Annotated in this window: 12 protein-coding genes; 3 read left to right on the top strand and 9 right to left on the bottom strand. The window is 61.4% G+C overall.

Features of this window, described 5'->3' with window-relative positions:
- Positions 1 to 125 precede the first annotated feature (125 nt).
- Positions 126 to 416: a hypothetical protein gene (locus M1D88_RS04510; RefSeq protein ID WP_458113379.1), complete on the top strand. Its 291-nt coding sequence runs from the start codon at positions 126 to 128 to the stop codon at positions 414 to 416.
- 52 nt (positions 417 to 468) lie between these two features.
- On the opposite strand, the gene M1D88_RS04505 is transcribed toward M1D88_RS04510, so the two are convergent.
- The 8 genes from M1D88_RS04505 to speB all read right to left on the bottom strand — a co-directional run bounded on the left by M1D88_RS04505 (position 469) and on the right by speB (position 11,607).
- Positions 469 to 1,719: a 5-methylcytosine restriction system specificity protein McrC gene (locus tag M1D88_RS04505; protein WP_458114428.1), complete on the bottom strand. Its 1,251-nt coding sequence runs from the start codon at positions 1,717 to 1,719 to the stop codon at positions 469 to 471.
- 22 nt (positions 1,720 to 1,741) lie between these two features.
- Positions 1,742 to 3,970: an McrB family protein gene (locus M1D88_RS04500; protein ID WP_458113378.1), complete on the bottom strand. Its 2,229-nt coding sequence runs from the start codon at positions 3,968 to 3,970 to the stop codon at positions 1,742 to 1,744.
- 107 nt (positions 3,971 to 4,077) lie between these two features.
- Positions 4,078 to 4,341, bottom strand: coding sequence for a hypothetical protein (locus tag M1D88_RS04495; protein ID WP_458113377.1), 264 nt, complete (start codon positions 4,339 to 4,341; stop codon positions 4,078 to 4,080).
- Between the two features lie 38 nt (positions 4,342 to 4,379).
- Positions 4,380 to 4,796: an acyl-CoA thioesterase gene (locus M1D88_RS04490; RefSeq protein ID WP_458113376.1), complete on the bottom strand. Its 417-nt coding sequence runs from the start codon at positions 4,794 to 4,796 to the stop codon at positions 4,380 to 4,382.
- 38 nt (positions 4,797 to 4,834) lie between these two features.
- Positions 4,835 to 6,892, bottom strand: coding sequence for an ABC transporter ATP-binding protein (locus M1D88_RS04485; protein ID WP_458114427.1), 2,058 nt, complete (start codon positions 6,890 to 6,892; stop codon positions 4,835 to 4,837).
- Positions 6,893 to 6,906: 14 nt separating this feature from the next.
- Positions 6,907 to 8,640 carry an ABC transporter ATP-binding protein gene (locus M1D88_RS04480; RefSeq protein WP_458113375.1) on the bottom strand — a complete coding sequence of 578 codons (1,734 nt, stop codon included), beginning with the start codon at positions 8,638 to 8,640 and terminating at the stop codon, positions 6,907 to 6,909.
- A 214-nt stretch (positions 8,641 to 8,854) separates the two neighbouring features.
- Positions 8,855 to 10,534 carry a thiamine pyrophosphate-binding protein gene (locus M1D88_RS04475; protein ID WP_458113374.1) on the bottom strand — a complete coding sequence of 560 codons (1,680 nt, stop codon included), beginning with the start codon at positions 10,532 to 10,534 and terminating at the stop codon, positions 8,855 to 8,857.
- Complete coding sequence (gene speB / locus M1D88_RS04470) at positions 10,531 to 11,607, bottom strand: agmatinase (protein ID WP_458113373.1); 1,077 nt, start codon at positions 11,605 to 11,607, stop codon at positions 10,531 to 10,533. The genes M1D88_RS04475 and speB overlap by 4 nt, the downstream gene beginning before the upstream one ends.
- 324 nt (positions 11,608 to 11,931) lie before the next feature.
- Here speB and M1D88_RS04465 point away from each other — a divergent pair, with 324 nt between their 5' ends.
- Positions 11,932 to 12,753 (top strand): endonuclease domain-containing protein, encoded by an 822-nt coding sequence (locus M1D88_RS04465; RefSeq protein WP_458113372.1) that lies wholly within the window; start codon positions 11,932 to 11,934, stop codon positions 12,751 to 12,753.
- 137 nt (positions 12,754 to 12,890) lie between these two features.
- Here M1D88_RS04465 and M1D88_RS04460 read toward each other — a convergent pair whose 3' ends face one another.
- On the bottom strand, positions 12,891 to 13,466 hold the full coding sequence (locus M1D88_RS04460; RefSeq protein WP_458113371.1) for a helix-turn-helix domain-containing protein: 576 nt from the start codon (positions 13,464 to 13,466) through the stop codon (positions 12,891 to 12,893).
- 374 nt (positions 13,467 to 13,840) lie between these two features.
- Here M1D88_RS04460 and M1D88_RS04455 point away from each other — a divergent pair, with 374 nt between their 5' ends.
- Positions 13,841 to 15,391, top strand: coding sequence for a sodium:solute symporter (locus M1D88_RS04455; RefSeq protein ID WP_458113370.1), 1,551 nt, complete (start codon positions 13,841 to 13,843; stop codon positions 15,389 to 15,391).
- Positions 15,392 to 15,454: the final 63 nt, after the last annotated feature.

Below are 15,454 nucleotides of genomic sequence, written 5' to 3'. Positions count from 1 at the left end.
GTAAGCCACTGGACAGCCAGTTCCCAGGCAAGCTCACAGGAGACAGAACCCACTCCTGCCGGTACCATTTATTCAAACCGGCAGGTGGTCTCGCCAAAGGTAGAACTGACCTAGGAGAGTAAGCGATGCCCCGAAAACGGATGACCAAAGCAGGAACGCCTGAGAGCGGATCCGACGCCGGTAACCCGCTAGCGACCGACAAATTCCTTGATGTTGAAACGCTTCGCCATCAGGCGTCGGACATCATCGATTCGATCCTCGGCGAGACTGAGCCGGAGGGTTCAGAAATCCGGGACAGGCTCAGGTTGTGCCTGAGCCTCAATGCCGGAAATCCAGAGCGCGCGCTACTTCAGCACCTCATGTCCCTCCGCAGCCGGAGCCAAGCAGCCCGAAAAATTGCCTCAGAAGTAGGGTGACCGCAACTGTAGGATGACCCCAACCGTCGGCGGATCTCCAAGCGGGTTGATCTCAGGCGGGCTGTGATTGCCGCACCACATCGCCCCACGATTCCCGGGCAAGGTCCGCAATGGAAGCCAGGATCTTGGGCGCGGGCAGGGACAAGTCAATGGGATACTCCACGACGTCGATATCCGTGTTCAGGATCCGGCGCAGCTTAATTTCGCCTTGGCCCGCGTACACCAGCCAGGCGGTGGGAACCTGCAGCGCTGTGCAGTAGGCCAGCATCTGGAAGTGGTCCGCTGAGACTGATGCCCCAATGTCCGACGCCGCGCGGTACTTTGCGTCGTAGACCGCCACCGGCCGGCCGCCCAGTAGGTGGACGGCGTCGGGAGTGACCGTGAGCCGGTCAGAATCCCTGACTGCCTCGTTGAGCATGGCGTCGTACCGCAGCCTGGTTTCCCCAGGGTAGGCAGCCATGGCTTGCCGAAGCGCTGTCCCCACGAAGTCGGCGAAAACCCGCGACATGTCCACCACAAAAGCGGCAGTGTGCTGGTCTCCCTCTCCGGCCTCGGCCGAAGCATTCCTGAGAATGACTTCAGACAAGCGGAGCACAGCGTGATACCGCAGGTTCATCCGGCTTGCTCGCCAGCGCGGCAGCGGAGCGCCCGACTGAAGCCGGGTGACGGCGTCGAGCTTTCCTTTGAGCTGGCGCAGCCTGCTCAACACGTCCGGACGCACCCCGGGGACTTTGGACATGCGGTCAAGGGCAGCCCGGAGGATTCGGTTTTCCGGGATGTCCTCAGTGAACTCGTCATAGGAAACTTCAAGTGGTACCAACATGCCCGGGCGGCGGGAGATCTGGTCCGAAATCCGGATCCGTCCCTTCACTGTACGCAGGGATTCATCGACGTTCAGATAACCCTGTAACAGGCCGCGGGTCAGTGCGCGCTCCGCCAATTGGGCGAGGGATTCGGCCAGAGCGCTCCAGAGCTCGGAGTCCTCCACTGCGTTTACAGCGTCGTCGCGGAAGCCCTGATTGCCTGCGTAGCTCAGCAGGAAAAGGAGCCGGCTCAAACCCAGCCGGTCTTTGGGCCTTACGTCCAACTGAACGGTCCCGGTCCGGACCGACCCCACCATTCCCACCGCTTCGATCCGATATAGGCCGAGGCCCATCGGCGACGCCTTGGCCAAGCCGCTGGCGTTGATGAACGCAGCGCTGGCGGGGTCGAGCTTGTCCACGACGCCGCCGGACAGCTCATCCAGGACTATGTGCTGCCGCTTTTGGATTCCCCTCCCGGCCGACTGACTCTGCTTGGCCAGCTTGGCAGTCTCCAAGATGCGCTCACCGGTCTGCAAGGCGCTCCAGCAGCTGGTCCAGCCCGAACCGCTCTTCCAGTTGAGCCCGGTTCAGCTGGCCGTGATAGTGCTCCTCCAGGAGCGGCATCAGCTCGTACTTCCAGATCCGGCGAAGCCCTGAGGGCGTCTGGGCCGCCTTCTTCATAAAGTACGACGGCCCGATCATCAGGTCACGGTCCCACTCATCGATGGCCTCGTTGAGCGCGTCCAGGAGCAGGGCCGGTGTGGTATCCAGCTTGCGGGATTGCAGGAAACGCAGCAGCGTGCCCTTCACCGGCTCAGTTGTCGGGTGCAGCTCAATGAAGGAGAAGCGACGGCGGATGGCGGCGTCCATCATCGCGATCGAGCGGTCGGCGGTGTTCATGGTGCCGATGATGTAGAGGTTGTCCGGCAAAGTGAACGGCTCGTTGGGGCTGTATTGCAGGTAGATGCGGTCGTCACGGTACTCCAGGAGGAAGTACAGCTCGCCGAAAACCTTGGCCAGGTTGGCCCGGTTCATTTCGTCGATGATCAGGAAGTACGGCTTGGTCTCATTGCCCGGCTTGGCTGCCTCCTCGGCCAGCCGCCGCAAGGGCCCGGCCACCAGCTTGAAGGACACCTGCCCCTCGTCGGTTTTGTCCGGGCGGAAACCCTCAAAGAAGTCCTCGTAGGCGTAGGAAGGGTGGAACTGGACCAGCTTCACACGCTCGTCGGTGGTGTCCCCGGCCAGTTCCGCGGCGAGGTGCTTGGCCAGGTAGGTCTTACCCGTCCCCGGCGGCCCGTAAAGGACCAGCTGCCGGTTTTCCTCGAGAAGTTCAGCGATCTCCTGCAGCGGTTCCAGGTCCATGTGCAGCGACGCGGCGAATTCCGGCGTCAGCGGACGGAACCCCTCCGGAACGGGATCGACGACGGGGGCCTGTGCGGCGTCGTCGTCCTCGGCTTCCGCCTCGGCCGGCAACAGCGCCTGCAGGGCCTGGATCACCCGGGTCACGTCCACGATGATGCCGGAGGCGGCGAGTTGCCGCTGGACATGGCGGGGAAGGTTGGTCATGATGTGCGTTTCGTCGAACCAGCGCACCTTCCGGTGCATCCGCCGGTTGTCGTCGTTCTGCTCCGGTTCGCCTAGCACCACGCCTATTCGGACACTGCCGGAACTCTGGTAGAGGGCAAGGTCGCCGGGCTTCATGACGCTCAGGAAACCAAAGACCGCAGTCTTGGTGTCTTCGCGTTCCACGTAGCCAAGGTGCTTGTAGTCCTCATCCACCGCATGCTGGACCAGCCCAGCTGTAACGCCGGGGTCAAGCAGGCGGAGGTGTTCGACGTCGAGAGTAACTTTCTCATCGCCCTGCCAGGAGGTGAGGAGCTCGCTGTTGTCGTGGTGCGTTCGCAGGAGCCAGGCGCGGCGCCCAGGGTCCCCGACTTTTCGCCACTGGCTCACAAGCTGCCGGGAGTACCAGTCGATGCGCTGCCCGGCCTGATCGTCCAGGTGCAGGCGGATCCTGTGAATGTCAGCGGTGATTTCCTCATCGCTGTCACCTTTGGCCCCGCCTACCAAGGACGCGAAAGCGTCCCTGATTTCCTGGCGCTCAACATCAGCTACAACGGGCTCGAAGTAGCTGGGCCAGGCGAGGTACTCAATGCTTCTACGGATAGCCGGCTGATCCTCAGGCGTTCCGACCGCAAGCTGGTGGAAGGACAGGGGGTCCTGCAGCGCTCCGGCGATAACAGCTGTTGGCTGCTGGTCCACGTGCTGCACAAAGCGGCAGAGCCACTTCAGGTGGTCCCAGATTGTCCAGTTGAATTCGGCGGTGCGGTCCCGGATGACGCCATGGTCCGTCATGCCCTGGTACAGCTCGTTGGGCAACTCCAGCGGGGGTTCCAGCCAGGAAGCTGCTTCGGCCACCCGTGCGCGCTTGACCTTGAGCGACTTGACCTCGTGTGCCAGCGGCAGGGACTGGAGGAACAGCAATTCCACGGCCAACTGCTTGGCGTTGCGGGAAGCGTCCTGCAGGTTCTCCCGAAGGTTGGTCATCATAGGTGCTTTGGAGTCCGAAACCCCGCGCTCCAGGCGTTCCAGGAGCTCTGATGCAGCGTCAGCGGTCCAGGTCAGCGTGAGGCCGTCCAAGGCCGAAGGTCTCCCCTGCAGACCCGCCCCAAGTACGAACCAGGCAGCATCTTCGATCTCCTTGGAGATACCGAGGGCACGGGGCATGGAAGTCTTTAGGGCAGGGGTCATCCGACAAATTTACAGCCTTAAGCTGGGTGTCAGCACCATAAAAGTTATATTTCAGAAGCCGCAGCGGCGAGTCGTAGCCCACACGGCTTCACTTGCTTGCCGGCTGGTTACTTTACTGTTGGTAACTTCTTCCGGCCGAAGGCAAAATAGCTTCCCGGACCGATGAAATTGATTAACGTGGCAAGCCTCCACATCGTCTTGCTGCCCCTGATCTGTTCAGCTGGACGCCGGGAGATGTCACGCTGCGCGGCAAGGAGCAGGGTGAGCTGGATGGCTCCCACCACCACCGTCCCAAAGCGCGCCTGGGGCGGCATGTCCTTCCACTTCATCCGGTTGAAGGATTTCTTGTCAGCCCGTCTCTTGCTTGCCATGCTCGGCTCCTCTTCCGGTTCTGATTCCTACGTTGAAGCTAATGGACGAAGGGAGCAAGCCTCTGCTTTTGATCGGGGGTCAGCCTCAACACCCGTCCACTCGCCTCATCCACAAAGGCCAGGTGGGTGGTGGCCTTGACACAATCCTCGCGAGTGACGGGATCTTGCACAAGGTAGTGGATATCGAAACTGGCGCCTTTGACTGCACCGATCCAGATTTGCACCACCGCGGGCACATTCCGGTATTCGAGGGTACGCATGTAGCGGATCCGATGCTCCACCACCAAGGCCAGGGTTCCCTCCTCAACGTCGTTGAAGAGGGCAACCTGGGGTTCGATTCCGGGCAGGCCTGCTCCACGGGGCGGGCCGAAGGCGGCAATCCGTGCCTCCTCCAGCATGCGCACCACTTGCACGTTGTTGATGTGGCCGTAGGCATCCATGTCCCCCCATCGCATGGGTACGAGTACCTCGAGGCGACGGGCTTCCGGGGCGGTCAGCTGCGCACCCCTGCTGACTCGGCGGTGAAGGCCGATTCTTCGGCATCCTCACCAGCGAACTGAGACATGTACAGGCGGTAGTAAGCGCCCTTGAGCTCCAGCAGCGCCTGGTGGTTGCCTTGCTCCACAATCCTGCCGGCTTCCATCACGAGGATGGTGTCGGCGTCGCGGATGGTGGACAGGCGATGCGCGATAACAAAGCTCGTACGGTCAGTCCTGAGGGCTGCCATCGCCTTTTGCACCAGGACCTCGGTACGGGTATCCACCGAGCTCGTTGCCTCGTCCAGGATGAGCAGCGACGGATTGGCGACAAAGGCTCTTGCGATGGTGATGAGCTGCTTCTCACCGGCGCTGACGTTGTTGCCCTCCTCGTCAATGACGGTGTCATATCCCTCGGGCAATGCCCTGACGAACCGGTCTACGAAGGTTGCCTTGGCTGCTTCCATCACCTGGTCATCTGTGGCGTCCAGGTTCCCGTACTTGATGTTGTCGTAGATGCTTCCCCCGAACAGCCAGGCGTCCTGGAGAACCATGCCCACCTTGGACCTCAGTTCGGACCGGCTCAAATGCGTGATGTCCACGCCGTCCAGGGAAATACTGCCGCTGTTCAGTTCGTAGAAGCGCATCACAAGGTTCACGAGGGTTGTCTTGCCCGCACCGGTGGGTCCCACGATCGCCACTGTGTGGCCCGGCTCGGCGTTGAAGGAAAGGTCCTCGATGAGGGGCTTGTCCGGTGTGTAGCTGAAGGTGACGTTGCGGAACTCGACGTGGCCGTCAGTCTTGGCCGGCAGGTGCTCCGTGGCTGTCTCGGCGTCCTGTTCGTCGGCGTCGAGCAGTTCAAAGACCCGCTCGGCGGAGGCGACGCCGGACTGCAGCATGTTGGCCATACCCGCCATCTGCCCCAGGGGCTGCGTGAACTCACGCGAGTATTGGATGAATGCCGTGGCGTCGCCCAGACTCATCGCGCCGGAAGCCACCCGCAGGCCGCCGACAACGGCGATGCCGACATAGCTCAGGTAGGAGACGAACTGCATCACGGGAAAGATGATTCCGGAGACGAACTGGGCTCCGAAGCTTGCCTTGTAAAGAGCCTCGTTCCGCTCATCGAAGCGGTCCAGCATGTCGGCGTCACGGCCGAAGACCCGCACGAGGTCGTGACCGGAGAAAGACTCCTCTATCTGACCATTGAGCTGGCCGGTGTTCTTCCACTGGGCAGCGAAGAGCTTCTGACTGCGGCTGCCGATGATTCCCGCGGCGACGCCTGACAGCGGCAAGGCCACCAGGGCAATCAGGGCGAGCTGCCACGACACAATGAACATCATGATCACGATGCCGATAACGGTCAGGAGTGAGCTGATCAGCTGGGCAAACGCCTGCTGGAGTGCCTGCTGGATGTTGTCGACGTCGTTGGTCACCCTTGAAAGGAGGTCGCCGCGCTGCCGGGTATCGAAATAGTTCAGCGGAAGCTTGTTCAGTTTCTTCTCGGTATCGTCTCGGAGCTTCCGGACGACGCGCATGACCAGGACGTTCAGGACATACCCCTGCAGCCAGAGGAACACGTTGGCCACAAAGTACATCATCAGGACGACGCTGATCAGGAAGGCGAGTTTCTGGAAATCGATGCCCACTCCGGGTACGAGTTCCATCCTGCTGACCATGTCGGCGAAGTTATCCTGGCCCTGGCTCCGCAATCCTTCGACGAACTGGTCCTTACTGACGCCGGCAGGAAGTTGTTTTCCCACCACACCGCTGAAGATCACGTCCATTGCCTGGCCGAGGATCTTCGGAGCGACCACATTCAGGACCACAGCTACAGTCACCATGGCCAAGACCAGGTAAATACCCGCGGCCTCGGGCTTCAACAGGCCCATCAGCCTCTTGGCGGAGGGCCAGAAGTGTTCAGGCTTCTTAGCGGGAACGGATCCGAACATGCCGCCGTCGGCCTCGCCTGGTACAAACTCTTCCTCGACGAAGTCATCGTCGTCTTCCAACGCATCCGTTACTGGTGCGTCCGCTGGCTGGGCGAGATCTTCCTCGCCGGGGCGGGTGGACATCTTCTCGTTGGTGCTCATGCCACTTCCTCCGCGCTCAGCTGGGACTCAACAATTTCCTGGTAGGTGGCGGAGTTCTCGAGCAGTTCATCGTGGGTGCCACGGTCCACGATGCGGCCCCTGTCCAGCACCAGAATCTCGTCGGCGTCGGCGATGGTGGACACGCGCTGGCCAACGATGATGACAGTGGCATCGGCCGTTTTCGCTTTCAGGGCCCGGCGCAGACGTGCGTCCGTTGCGACGTCAAGCGCCGAGAACGAATCGTCAAAAAGGAAGACCTTGGGTTCCGTCACCAGTGCCCTGGCAATGCACAACCTTTGCCGCTGGCCGCCGGAGACGTTGGTGCCGCCTTGGGCGATCCTGGCGGCAAGACCATTCTTCTTGTCCCTCACGAAATCCGCCGCCTGCGCTACCGTCAGGGCGTCCCATAGTTCCTCATCGGTGGCCTCGGTCTTGCCGAAACGCAGGTTGTGTTCGATGGTGCCGGAGAACAGGTAGGGACGTTGTGGCACCATGGCCACCCTGTCGGTGATTTCGGAGCGGTGCAGGTTGGTGACAGGTACGCCGTCGAGCAGTACTTCACCGGACGCGACGTCGTAAAGCCTGGGGAGCAAGGACAACAGACTGGTCTTACCCGCACCGGTTGAACCGATGATGGCCAGGGTTCTCCCTGGCTCAGCCGTGAAGCTGATGTTGCTGAGGACAGGCTCCTCGGCCCCCGGGTAGGCGAAGGAAACGTCGCGGAATTCGACGCGGCCGGATTTGTGGGTTGGCGCCACCGGGCTAAGGGGCTCATGGATGGACGGCTCGACGTCGAGCACCTCGCCGATGCGGTCAGCGCAGACTGAAGCGCGCGGAATCATCATGGCCATGAAGGTGCCCATCATCACGGCAATCAGGATCTGAAGGAGATATTGAAGGAAGGCTGTTAGTGCGCCTACCTGCATTTCGCCTGCCTCCACCCGCTGGCCGCCGAACCAGAGGACAGCGGCGGTGGAAATATGCAGGATCATGCCGATGGCCGGGAACATCAGGACAAAGAGGGCACCGATCTTCAAGGAAACGTCGGTGAGTTCCTTGTTGGCTTCACCAAAGCGCTCTGCTTCATGCGGTTCCCGGACGAAGGCGCGGACCACTCGGATGCCGATGATCTGCTCGCGGAGGACTCCATTGATGCGGTCTATCTTCGTCTGCATCGAGCGGAAGAGCGGCATCAGCCGAACCACGAGGTAGCCCACAACCAGAATCAAGACCGGTACTGAAACCCAGACAAGCCAGGACAAGTTGAGGTCTTCGCGGAGTGCCATGATGATGCCGCCGATGCACATGATGGGCGTGGCCACCATAAAGTTCAGACCCATCAAGACCAGCATCTGCACCTGTTGGACATCATTGGTGCCACGCGTGATCAGCGTAGGCGCACCGAAAACGTTGACGTCCTTTGCCGAGAAACTGCTGACTTTCCGGAAAACCCCACGGCGAAGGTCGCGGCCGATGGCCATGGCCGCCTTGGAGCCGTAGTACACCCCCGCTATCGCAGTAGCCACCTGTACCAACGCGACGCCCAGCATCAAAGCTCCGGTGCGCCATATGTAGTCTGTATCGCCGCGCGCCACGCCTTCGTCAATGATTTGGGCGTTGAGGCTGGGAAGGTAGAGGGCGGCGATGGTTGATGCCAACTGCAAGGCGATGACGGCAACGATGTACGGCAAATACGGCTTGGAAAAGCGCCGTATGAGGGTGAGGAGCATGCCCACGGGTCCTTAAAAGAAGAAGAGCACAGATTGGATAAGAGAAGTAATAGCAGCCAGCGCTGACAGTATTAGCGTTCTCACTCTACGAAATCTGTTGCCTGTGCGAAACATTCTCCGGAAAAGATCATCCGAATGGAGTATTTCATCGCGCATGCGTGGTTGTGGCTTCCCCAGTCGCCACTTAGGCAGTTCCTGCTGGTTCCGCTGGAGCTTACTGGTCCAGGTGAGTGGGGGCGAACATCTTGAGCAGGGTCTCAACCACGACGACGTTGGGTCCCTCTGCAGCAAAGGCTGTCTTAAGGGCGTCCCCCACTCCCTGCGGTTCAACACGGGTGGCAGGAACGCCGAAAGCTTCGGCAAGCTTCACGAAGTCAGGTCGGGCAAGCTCCGTGGCGGTTGCCTTTCCGAATGCATCGATCATGTACTCACGCAAGATGCCGTAACCGCCGTCGTCGACGATCAACCACGTAACCGGCACATTATGCTGTTTGGCGGTGGCCAGCTCAGAGATGGAATACATGGCTGAACCATCGCCCGAGACTGCAAGCACCCGCGCAGCGGATCCTGATCGACCCGTTGTGGCCAGACCGACGGAACCACCTATGGCGGCCGGGAATCCAAAGCCGAGGCCACCGGCGCCCTGGGCAGAGTGGAACTGCCCATCCTTGGCGTCCCAACAGCTCCAACCCCAATAAGCGGAGATGGTCATGTCCCAGAAGGTCTGCATATCCGCCGGGACGGCCTCGCGGATATCAGCCATAAAGGTGAGCTCCTTGGCCAGGTCCTGGGATTCCAGCCGCGCCCCGACTTTGGCCAGCGTCTCCCGGACCAGGTCCTCGGGGGTTGAACCGTGCCAGTCAGGTGCGACGGAGACGCCGGCACGTTGCAGGGCTTCGTCCAGGGCGCTGAGGGCCTGCCCTGCGTCGGCGCGGATCCCCAGGCCGGGGCGATTGGATTCGAGGACCCGGGGTTCGGCGTCGATCTGGATAATGCGGCCGCGCGGTTCAAACGTGAAGTAGTTCGACGTGACCTCGCCCAGTGACGAGCCGATAACAATCAGCACGTCGGCGTCTTCGAGGACGTCTGTGACGAACCTGTCCTCGATCCAGGACTGCAGGGAGAGCTCGTGGTTCCAGGGGAAAGCTCCATTTCCGCCTGGAGTGCAGATCACGGGAGCCCGAAGCTTTTCGGCCAGGGCCAGAAGGGTTTTCTCCGCCCGGCCACGCCGCGTGCCGCCGCCGGCAATGATGGCGGGACGTTTCGCCGTCGCCAGCCAATTCACTGCCTCACGGATCAGCTCCACGCGCGGCGGATTATCAGCGGCCTCGGCGAGCGCGTCCTCAACCGGGGGCACCATGATGGGATCGAGCAGGACATTCTGCGGAATCTCCAGCCAGACCGGCCCTTGCGGGGAGGAAATGGCCTCTGTCCAGGCGTCCTGAATGGCCGACGGGATCCCCGAGGCGTGCTGGATGAGCCGTTGGCTCTTGGTGACGTTGGCAGCCGACGCCTTCTGGTCGTCAAGCTGATGGAGCATGCCTTTCCGGCGTGCCCCAAGTCCTTCGAGAGGAATCTGGCTTGCAACCACCACCATGGGAACCCCGGTCGCATAGGCTTCCTGCAGCCCCGCCAGTGACATGAGGGCCCCGGGGCCGGTGGACAGGAAGAGAACGCCTACTTCTCCGGTTGCCCGCGAATAGCCGTCAGCTGCAAATGCAGAATTGTTCTCAACCCGCGAGGAGACGAAATGCAGGTTTCCCCGGCCCATGGCATCAAAGAGCCCCAGGGCGTGCTGGCCTGGAATGCCGAAAACGGTTTTGGCACCGAGCGCCTCGAGGGTTTCGACGACGAGATCCCCGCCGTTGCGGACTGGCGCCTCCGTACCGGTCACTGCGCATACTCCTCGGTGGAGGACGGCGCGAAGCCGGCAGGCCGGTGCGATTCCTGGCCGAGGGCCTGCTGAGCGTATCCGTTGGCGGCTCCGAAGCGGTCCCCTTCGACGGCATTATCTGCCATCAGCGTCACCATTTCGTAGGCCACGTGACTGGCGGCGACTCCTGTGATCTCGGCATGGTCGTAGGCCGGAGCGACTTCGACGATGTCGGCTCCCACGAGGTTCATTCCACGGAACCCGCGAAGAATTTCCAGCAGTTCCCGGCTTGAGATGCCGCCCGCTTCCGGGGTGCCCGTGCCTGGTGCAAAGGCAGGATCCAGGACGTCGATGTCCACCGAGATATACAAGGGGCGGTTGCCGATCCGGTCCCGGACTTTGGCCACTGTCTCCAGAACGCCTTGGTAGTAGACGTCCGCAGAAGTGACGATGCCGAACCCAAAGCGGTGGTCGTCGTCGAGGTCTTTCTTGCCGTACAGCGGACCACGGGTACCAATGTGGCTTATGGCTTCGGTGTCAAGGATGCCCTCCTCCACTGCTCTGCGGAAGGGCGTCCCGTGCGTGTATTCGGCGCCAAAGTACGTGTCCCAGGTGTCCAGGTGGGCATCAAAGTGGAGCATGGCGAGGGGCGCGCCGGCACGTTCCGCGGCCGCCCTCAGCAGCGGAAGTGCGATGGTGTGGTCCCCGCCGAGGGTGACGAGCTTACTCCCCCGGGCTGTGAGATCGAGGGCGTTCTGCTGAATGGTCTCGATGGCCTCGTTGATGTTGAAGGGGTTCACAGCCATGTCCCCGGCGTCCGCCACCTGAATGTTCTCGAAGGGGCTCACGTCCCAAGCAGGGTTGTACGGGCGAAGCAGACGGCTGGCCTCCCGCACATGGTTGGCGCCGAATCGTGCGCCGGGCCGGTAGGAAACTCCCGAGTCGAACGGCACGCCGACAACCGTGACATCGGCCGCAGCAACCTGGTCCAGCCGCGGCAGACGCGCGTAGGTGGCTGCCCCTGCATAGCGCGGAATACGGGCCGAATCGATCGGTCCGATGTTGCCATTTGCTTCAATACGGAGCTCTTCCAAAGGAATGCCTCTCCTTCGAGGATGGATCACTGGTTGTGACTGCCATCATACACTCGAAGTTGTCTTATGTGCATCAACTGTTTACTTCCCCGACTGGGTTTGGTTCCGCTCCCGGCGCTCCCGCCCAGTTACTGAATCCCTGTAGGGGAATTCGACGGCGGTTTGCCCCCGACACGCGTTCGGGCCACCGGTAACTGGGCGGGAAGGTGTTTGCACCGGCCTGGTGGGACCTTGCCCACTCAGTCTGACCGAGACCCCGCGGGGTTATGCACATAGCCGGCTCTGGCACTTTCGAATCGACACCTCCCCCGGTCTCCTTGAGGCATGGATCCCGTCCTTTACCTCAGGGAGATGGGCGGCGTGGCCCGAGTCCACCAACTGACGAAGGCGGGTTTCAGCCGCGGCGATCTTGCCTTCCTGGAATCGGCAGGAGCGATGCGGCCCAAGCGTGGAGTCCTGGCGCTCCCCGGTTGCGACCCGGATTTCCTGGCGGCCGTCAAGAACAATGCACGGGTCAGCTGCGCCAGTGCTGCAAAGCACTACAGCCTATGGTTGCGGCGCGCCCCGGACAAGCTGCACCTCAGTTGTAATCATGGCCACGGCGAGGGCTTTGTCCGTCACCGGACCGAGCGCTTTCCGATGTCGGGCCCCACCCCGCTTGCCGCCGTCGAAGACGTCATCCTGCACGCGCTGACCTGTCTTCCCGTTCCGATGTCTACAGCCCTGGCCGCTTCCGGGATGAGGCTTCACGGTGTACCCCTCGCGCTCCTGGAGTCCGAGTTGACTGCAGACCGGTCCGGAACCGCCCTATCGGCACTTCGGCTCGTGGATCCGAGGTGCGAGTCATTGGTTGAAGTCGAGGCGCTTCAGCTGTTTTCAGGCCAGGGGTGGCATGTGGAACTTCAGGTACCTCTGGAGGGCATTGGCCGGGTGGATTTCCTGATCGAAGGATTCCTCATCGTGGAAGTTGACGGGTTTGCCTACCACTCTTCACGTGAGGCAATGCGTAGGGACGTTGGCAGAAACAACGCCTCGGCCCTGAGCGGCTATCCAGTGCTCCGCTACATGCCCGAACACGTTTGGAACGAACCCCAGAGGGTCCTGGCGGAAATTCGCGCAGTGCTAAGAGGCAGGATCATCCGCTGAATGTCGGTCCCGACCCTTCCCGCCCAGTTACTCCCTCCACCCGGTCGGATTCGCCGGCGTTTCCCGGGCGACACGCCAATCCAGTACCAGTAACTGGGCGGGAACGCAGCGAGGGCCGGGGCGGGAAGGCAGCGGGACTAGCGGCTGGCGGCAGGAACCAGGATCCAGAGCACTTCCACAGGCTCATCGGTCGGGTTGACCCAGGTGTGCGGCTCGCGGCCCGGGAAGGTCACGGTATCGCCCGAGCTGAGCTCATACTCCTCGTTGGTGAGGATCAGCTTGATGGTTCCCTTAATGACGTGGAGCACGTCAACGTCGCAATCAACGGCGTAGAGCTCGGATTCGCCCCGCCCTCGCGGCTCGATCACGGCCTGGATGAGCTGAATCCGCCGCTCCGAGCGAGCCGTAAGCAGCCGCTCCACAATGCCCTGGCCACCAAGGGAAATACGCGGGCCGTGATCCTTCTTCGTCAGGTGGGTTTCCGGGGCTGCAAACAGATCGCCGATGGAGATGGAAAGCACCTGGCACAGAGTCACCAGGGAGGCAACCGACGGCGAGGTCAGGTCGCGTTCGACCCTGCTCAGGAAGCCTTTGGTTAGCCCGGTGGCGTCTGCGACCTGTTCGATGGTGAGCCGCTGGGATTGACGCGCTGCACGGATCCTTGAACCGATGGCAACCGGAATATTGCTGGGTTCAACTGGTAGAGCCTTCATTTCTGAACCTTTCACGGCTGGCCGCTCGGCCCATCTCAGGAGTCATCCTAACGGCCAGGAACGAGTGTGACGCGGCAATTCGTCACCCGTTACCGCGCGTCTTGACCGTTACCCACGTCACAGCTTACTCTCTTAGGCAACAAGTGTTGTCTATCAGCAAACTCAGTTGATCCGGGCAAACTGCCTAGTCAGGCGAGTAGGCGAAAATCCCGGCAATCCGTCCTCACAACCAAGGCGGTCAGCTGCAGAGACGAACCCGTCTCCAGGCGAACTGCGTGCACTTCTCCGTGCCTCCCCTCCAAGCAGCGGTTCCCTCTACGTCGGCAATTTGCCGTCGAAGAGGAACCTCCAGGCAGCTCCAAGGAGCCCTTCTCATGGATGCAAATTTCATCAATATCGCCATCGTGGTGGCCTATCTGGTCGCCATGCTGGCTTTCGGCTGGTGGGGAAAGTCCCGCACCAAGAACAACAGCGACTTCCTCGTAGCTGGCCGCCGTTTGGGCCCGTTCCTCTACACCGGCACTATGGCAGCGGTGGTCCTCGGCGGCGCTTCGACTGTGGGCGGCGTTGGCCTCGGCTACAAGTTCGGAATCTCCGGCATGTGGCTGGTGGTGGCCATCGGAGCCGGAGTGCTGCTTCTTAGCCTTCTCTTCGCCGGAACTATTCAAAAGCTGAAGATCTACACCGTGTCCCAGATGCTGACCTTGCGTTATGGAAGCCGGGCTACGCAAACATCAGGAATAGTGATGCTCGCGTACACCCTGATGCTCTGTGCCACATCCACCGGTGCGTACGCCACCATCTTCGTGGTTCTCTTCGGCTGGGACAGGGCTCTCGCCATCGCGATCGGCGGGGCAATTGTGCTGGTGTACTCCACGATTGGGGGGATGTGGTCAATTACTTTGGCTGACCAGGTCCAGTTCGTGATCAAGACTGTGGGCATCTTCCTCCTGATGCTCCCCTTTACGCTCAACGCAGCGGGTGGCCTGGACGGCATCCGCAGCCGTGTGGAAGACAGCTTCTTCCAGATCGACGGCATCGGCATTCAAACCATCATCACGTACTTCGTGGTCTATACCCTTGGGCTGCTGATCGGTCAGGACATCTGGCAGCGCGTCTTCACCGCCAAGACACCCCAGGTTGCCCGTTGGGGCGGCGCCACTGCAGGCATTTACTGCATCCTCTACGGCGCAGCCGGGGCGCTGATCGGCCTCGGTGCCCGTGTCGCACTGCCGGGGATCGACGTCGCGAACCTGGGCAAGGATGTGGTTTATGCCGAGGTGGCAACCACCCTGTTGCCGATCGGGATTGGCGGACTGGTCCTGGCAGCGGCTGTTGCGGCCATGATGTCCACGGCTTCGGGGGCCCTCATTGCAGCCGCTACAGTAGCCCGTGCCGATGTACTCCCCTTCGTTGCCAGTTGGTTTGGCAAGGAGATCAACACCGAGGACAGCGAGAATCCCGAGCACGACGTCAAAGCGAACCGCATGTGGGTACTGTCGCTCGGCGTGGTGGCCATCCTGATCGCGATCATCACCCAGGACGTCGTGGCCGCCCTGACCATCGCCTATGACATTCTTGTAGGCGGCCTGCTGGTGGCAATCCTCGGTGGCTTGGTCTGGAAACGCGGAACAGGAGTTGCTGCGGCGACCTCCATGGCGGTCGGTTCCGTTGTGACATTGGGAACCATGATTGTCCTGGAAATCAACGCTGCCGCACCATTGGACGGGATCTACGCTAATGAGCCCATCTACTTCGGTCTGATCGCTTCCGCCGTGTTGTACGTCGCAGTATCGCTGCTGACCAAGCCCACAGACCCCCGCGTGATGAGGACCTGGTTTGCCCGGGTAGCTGGCCGCACAGAGGTGGAAGAGCCCGTTCCGGCTGACGCACTGCAGCCGGCTGTCAGGAACACGGTCCTCTAACCCGCTGTTCCTCAGAATAACTGACCTTCAAAACAAAGTGCCCTTCAAAAAAAGGCACAATGC

The sequence above is a fragment of the Arthrobacter sp. R1-13 genome (assembly GCF_054161475.1).
This window is presented reverse-complemented; position numbering and strand designations above follow the sequence as displayed.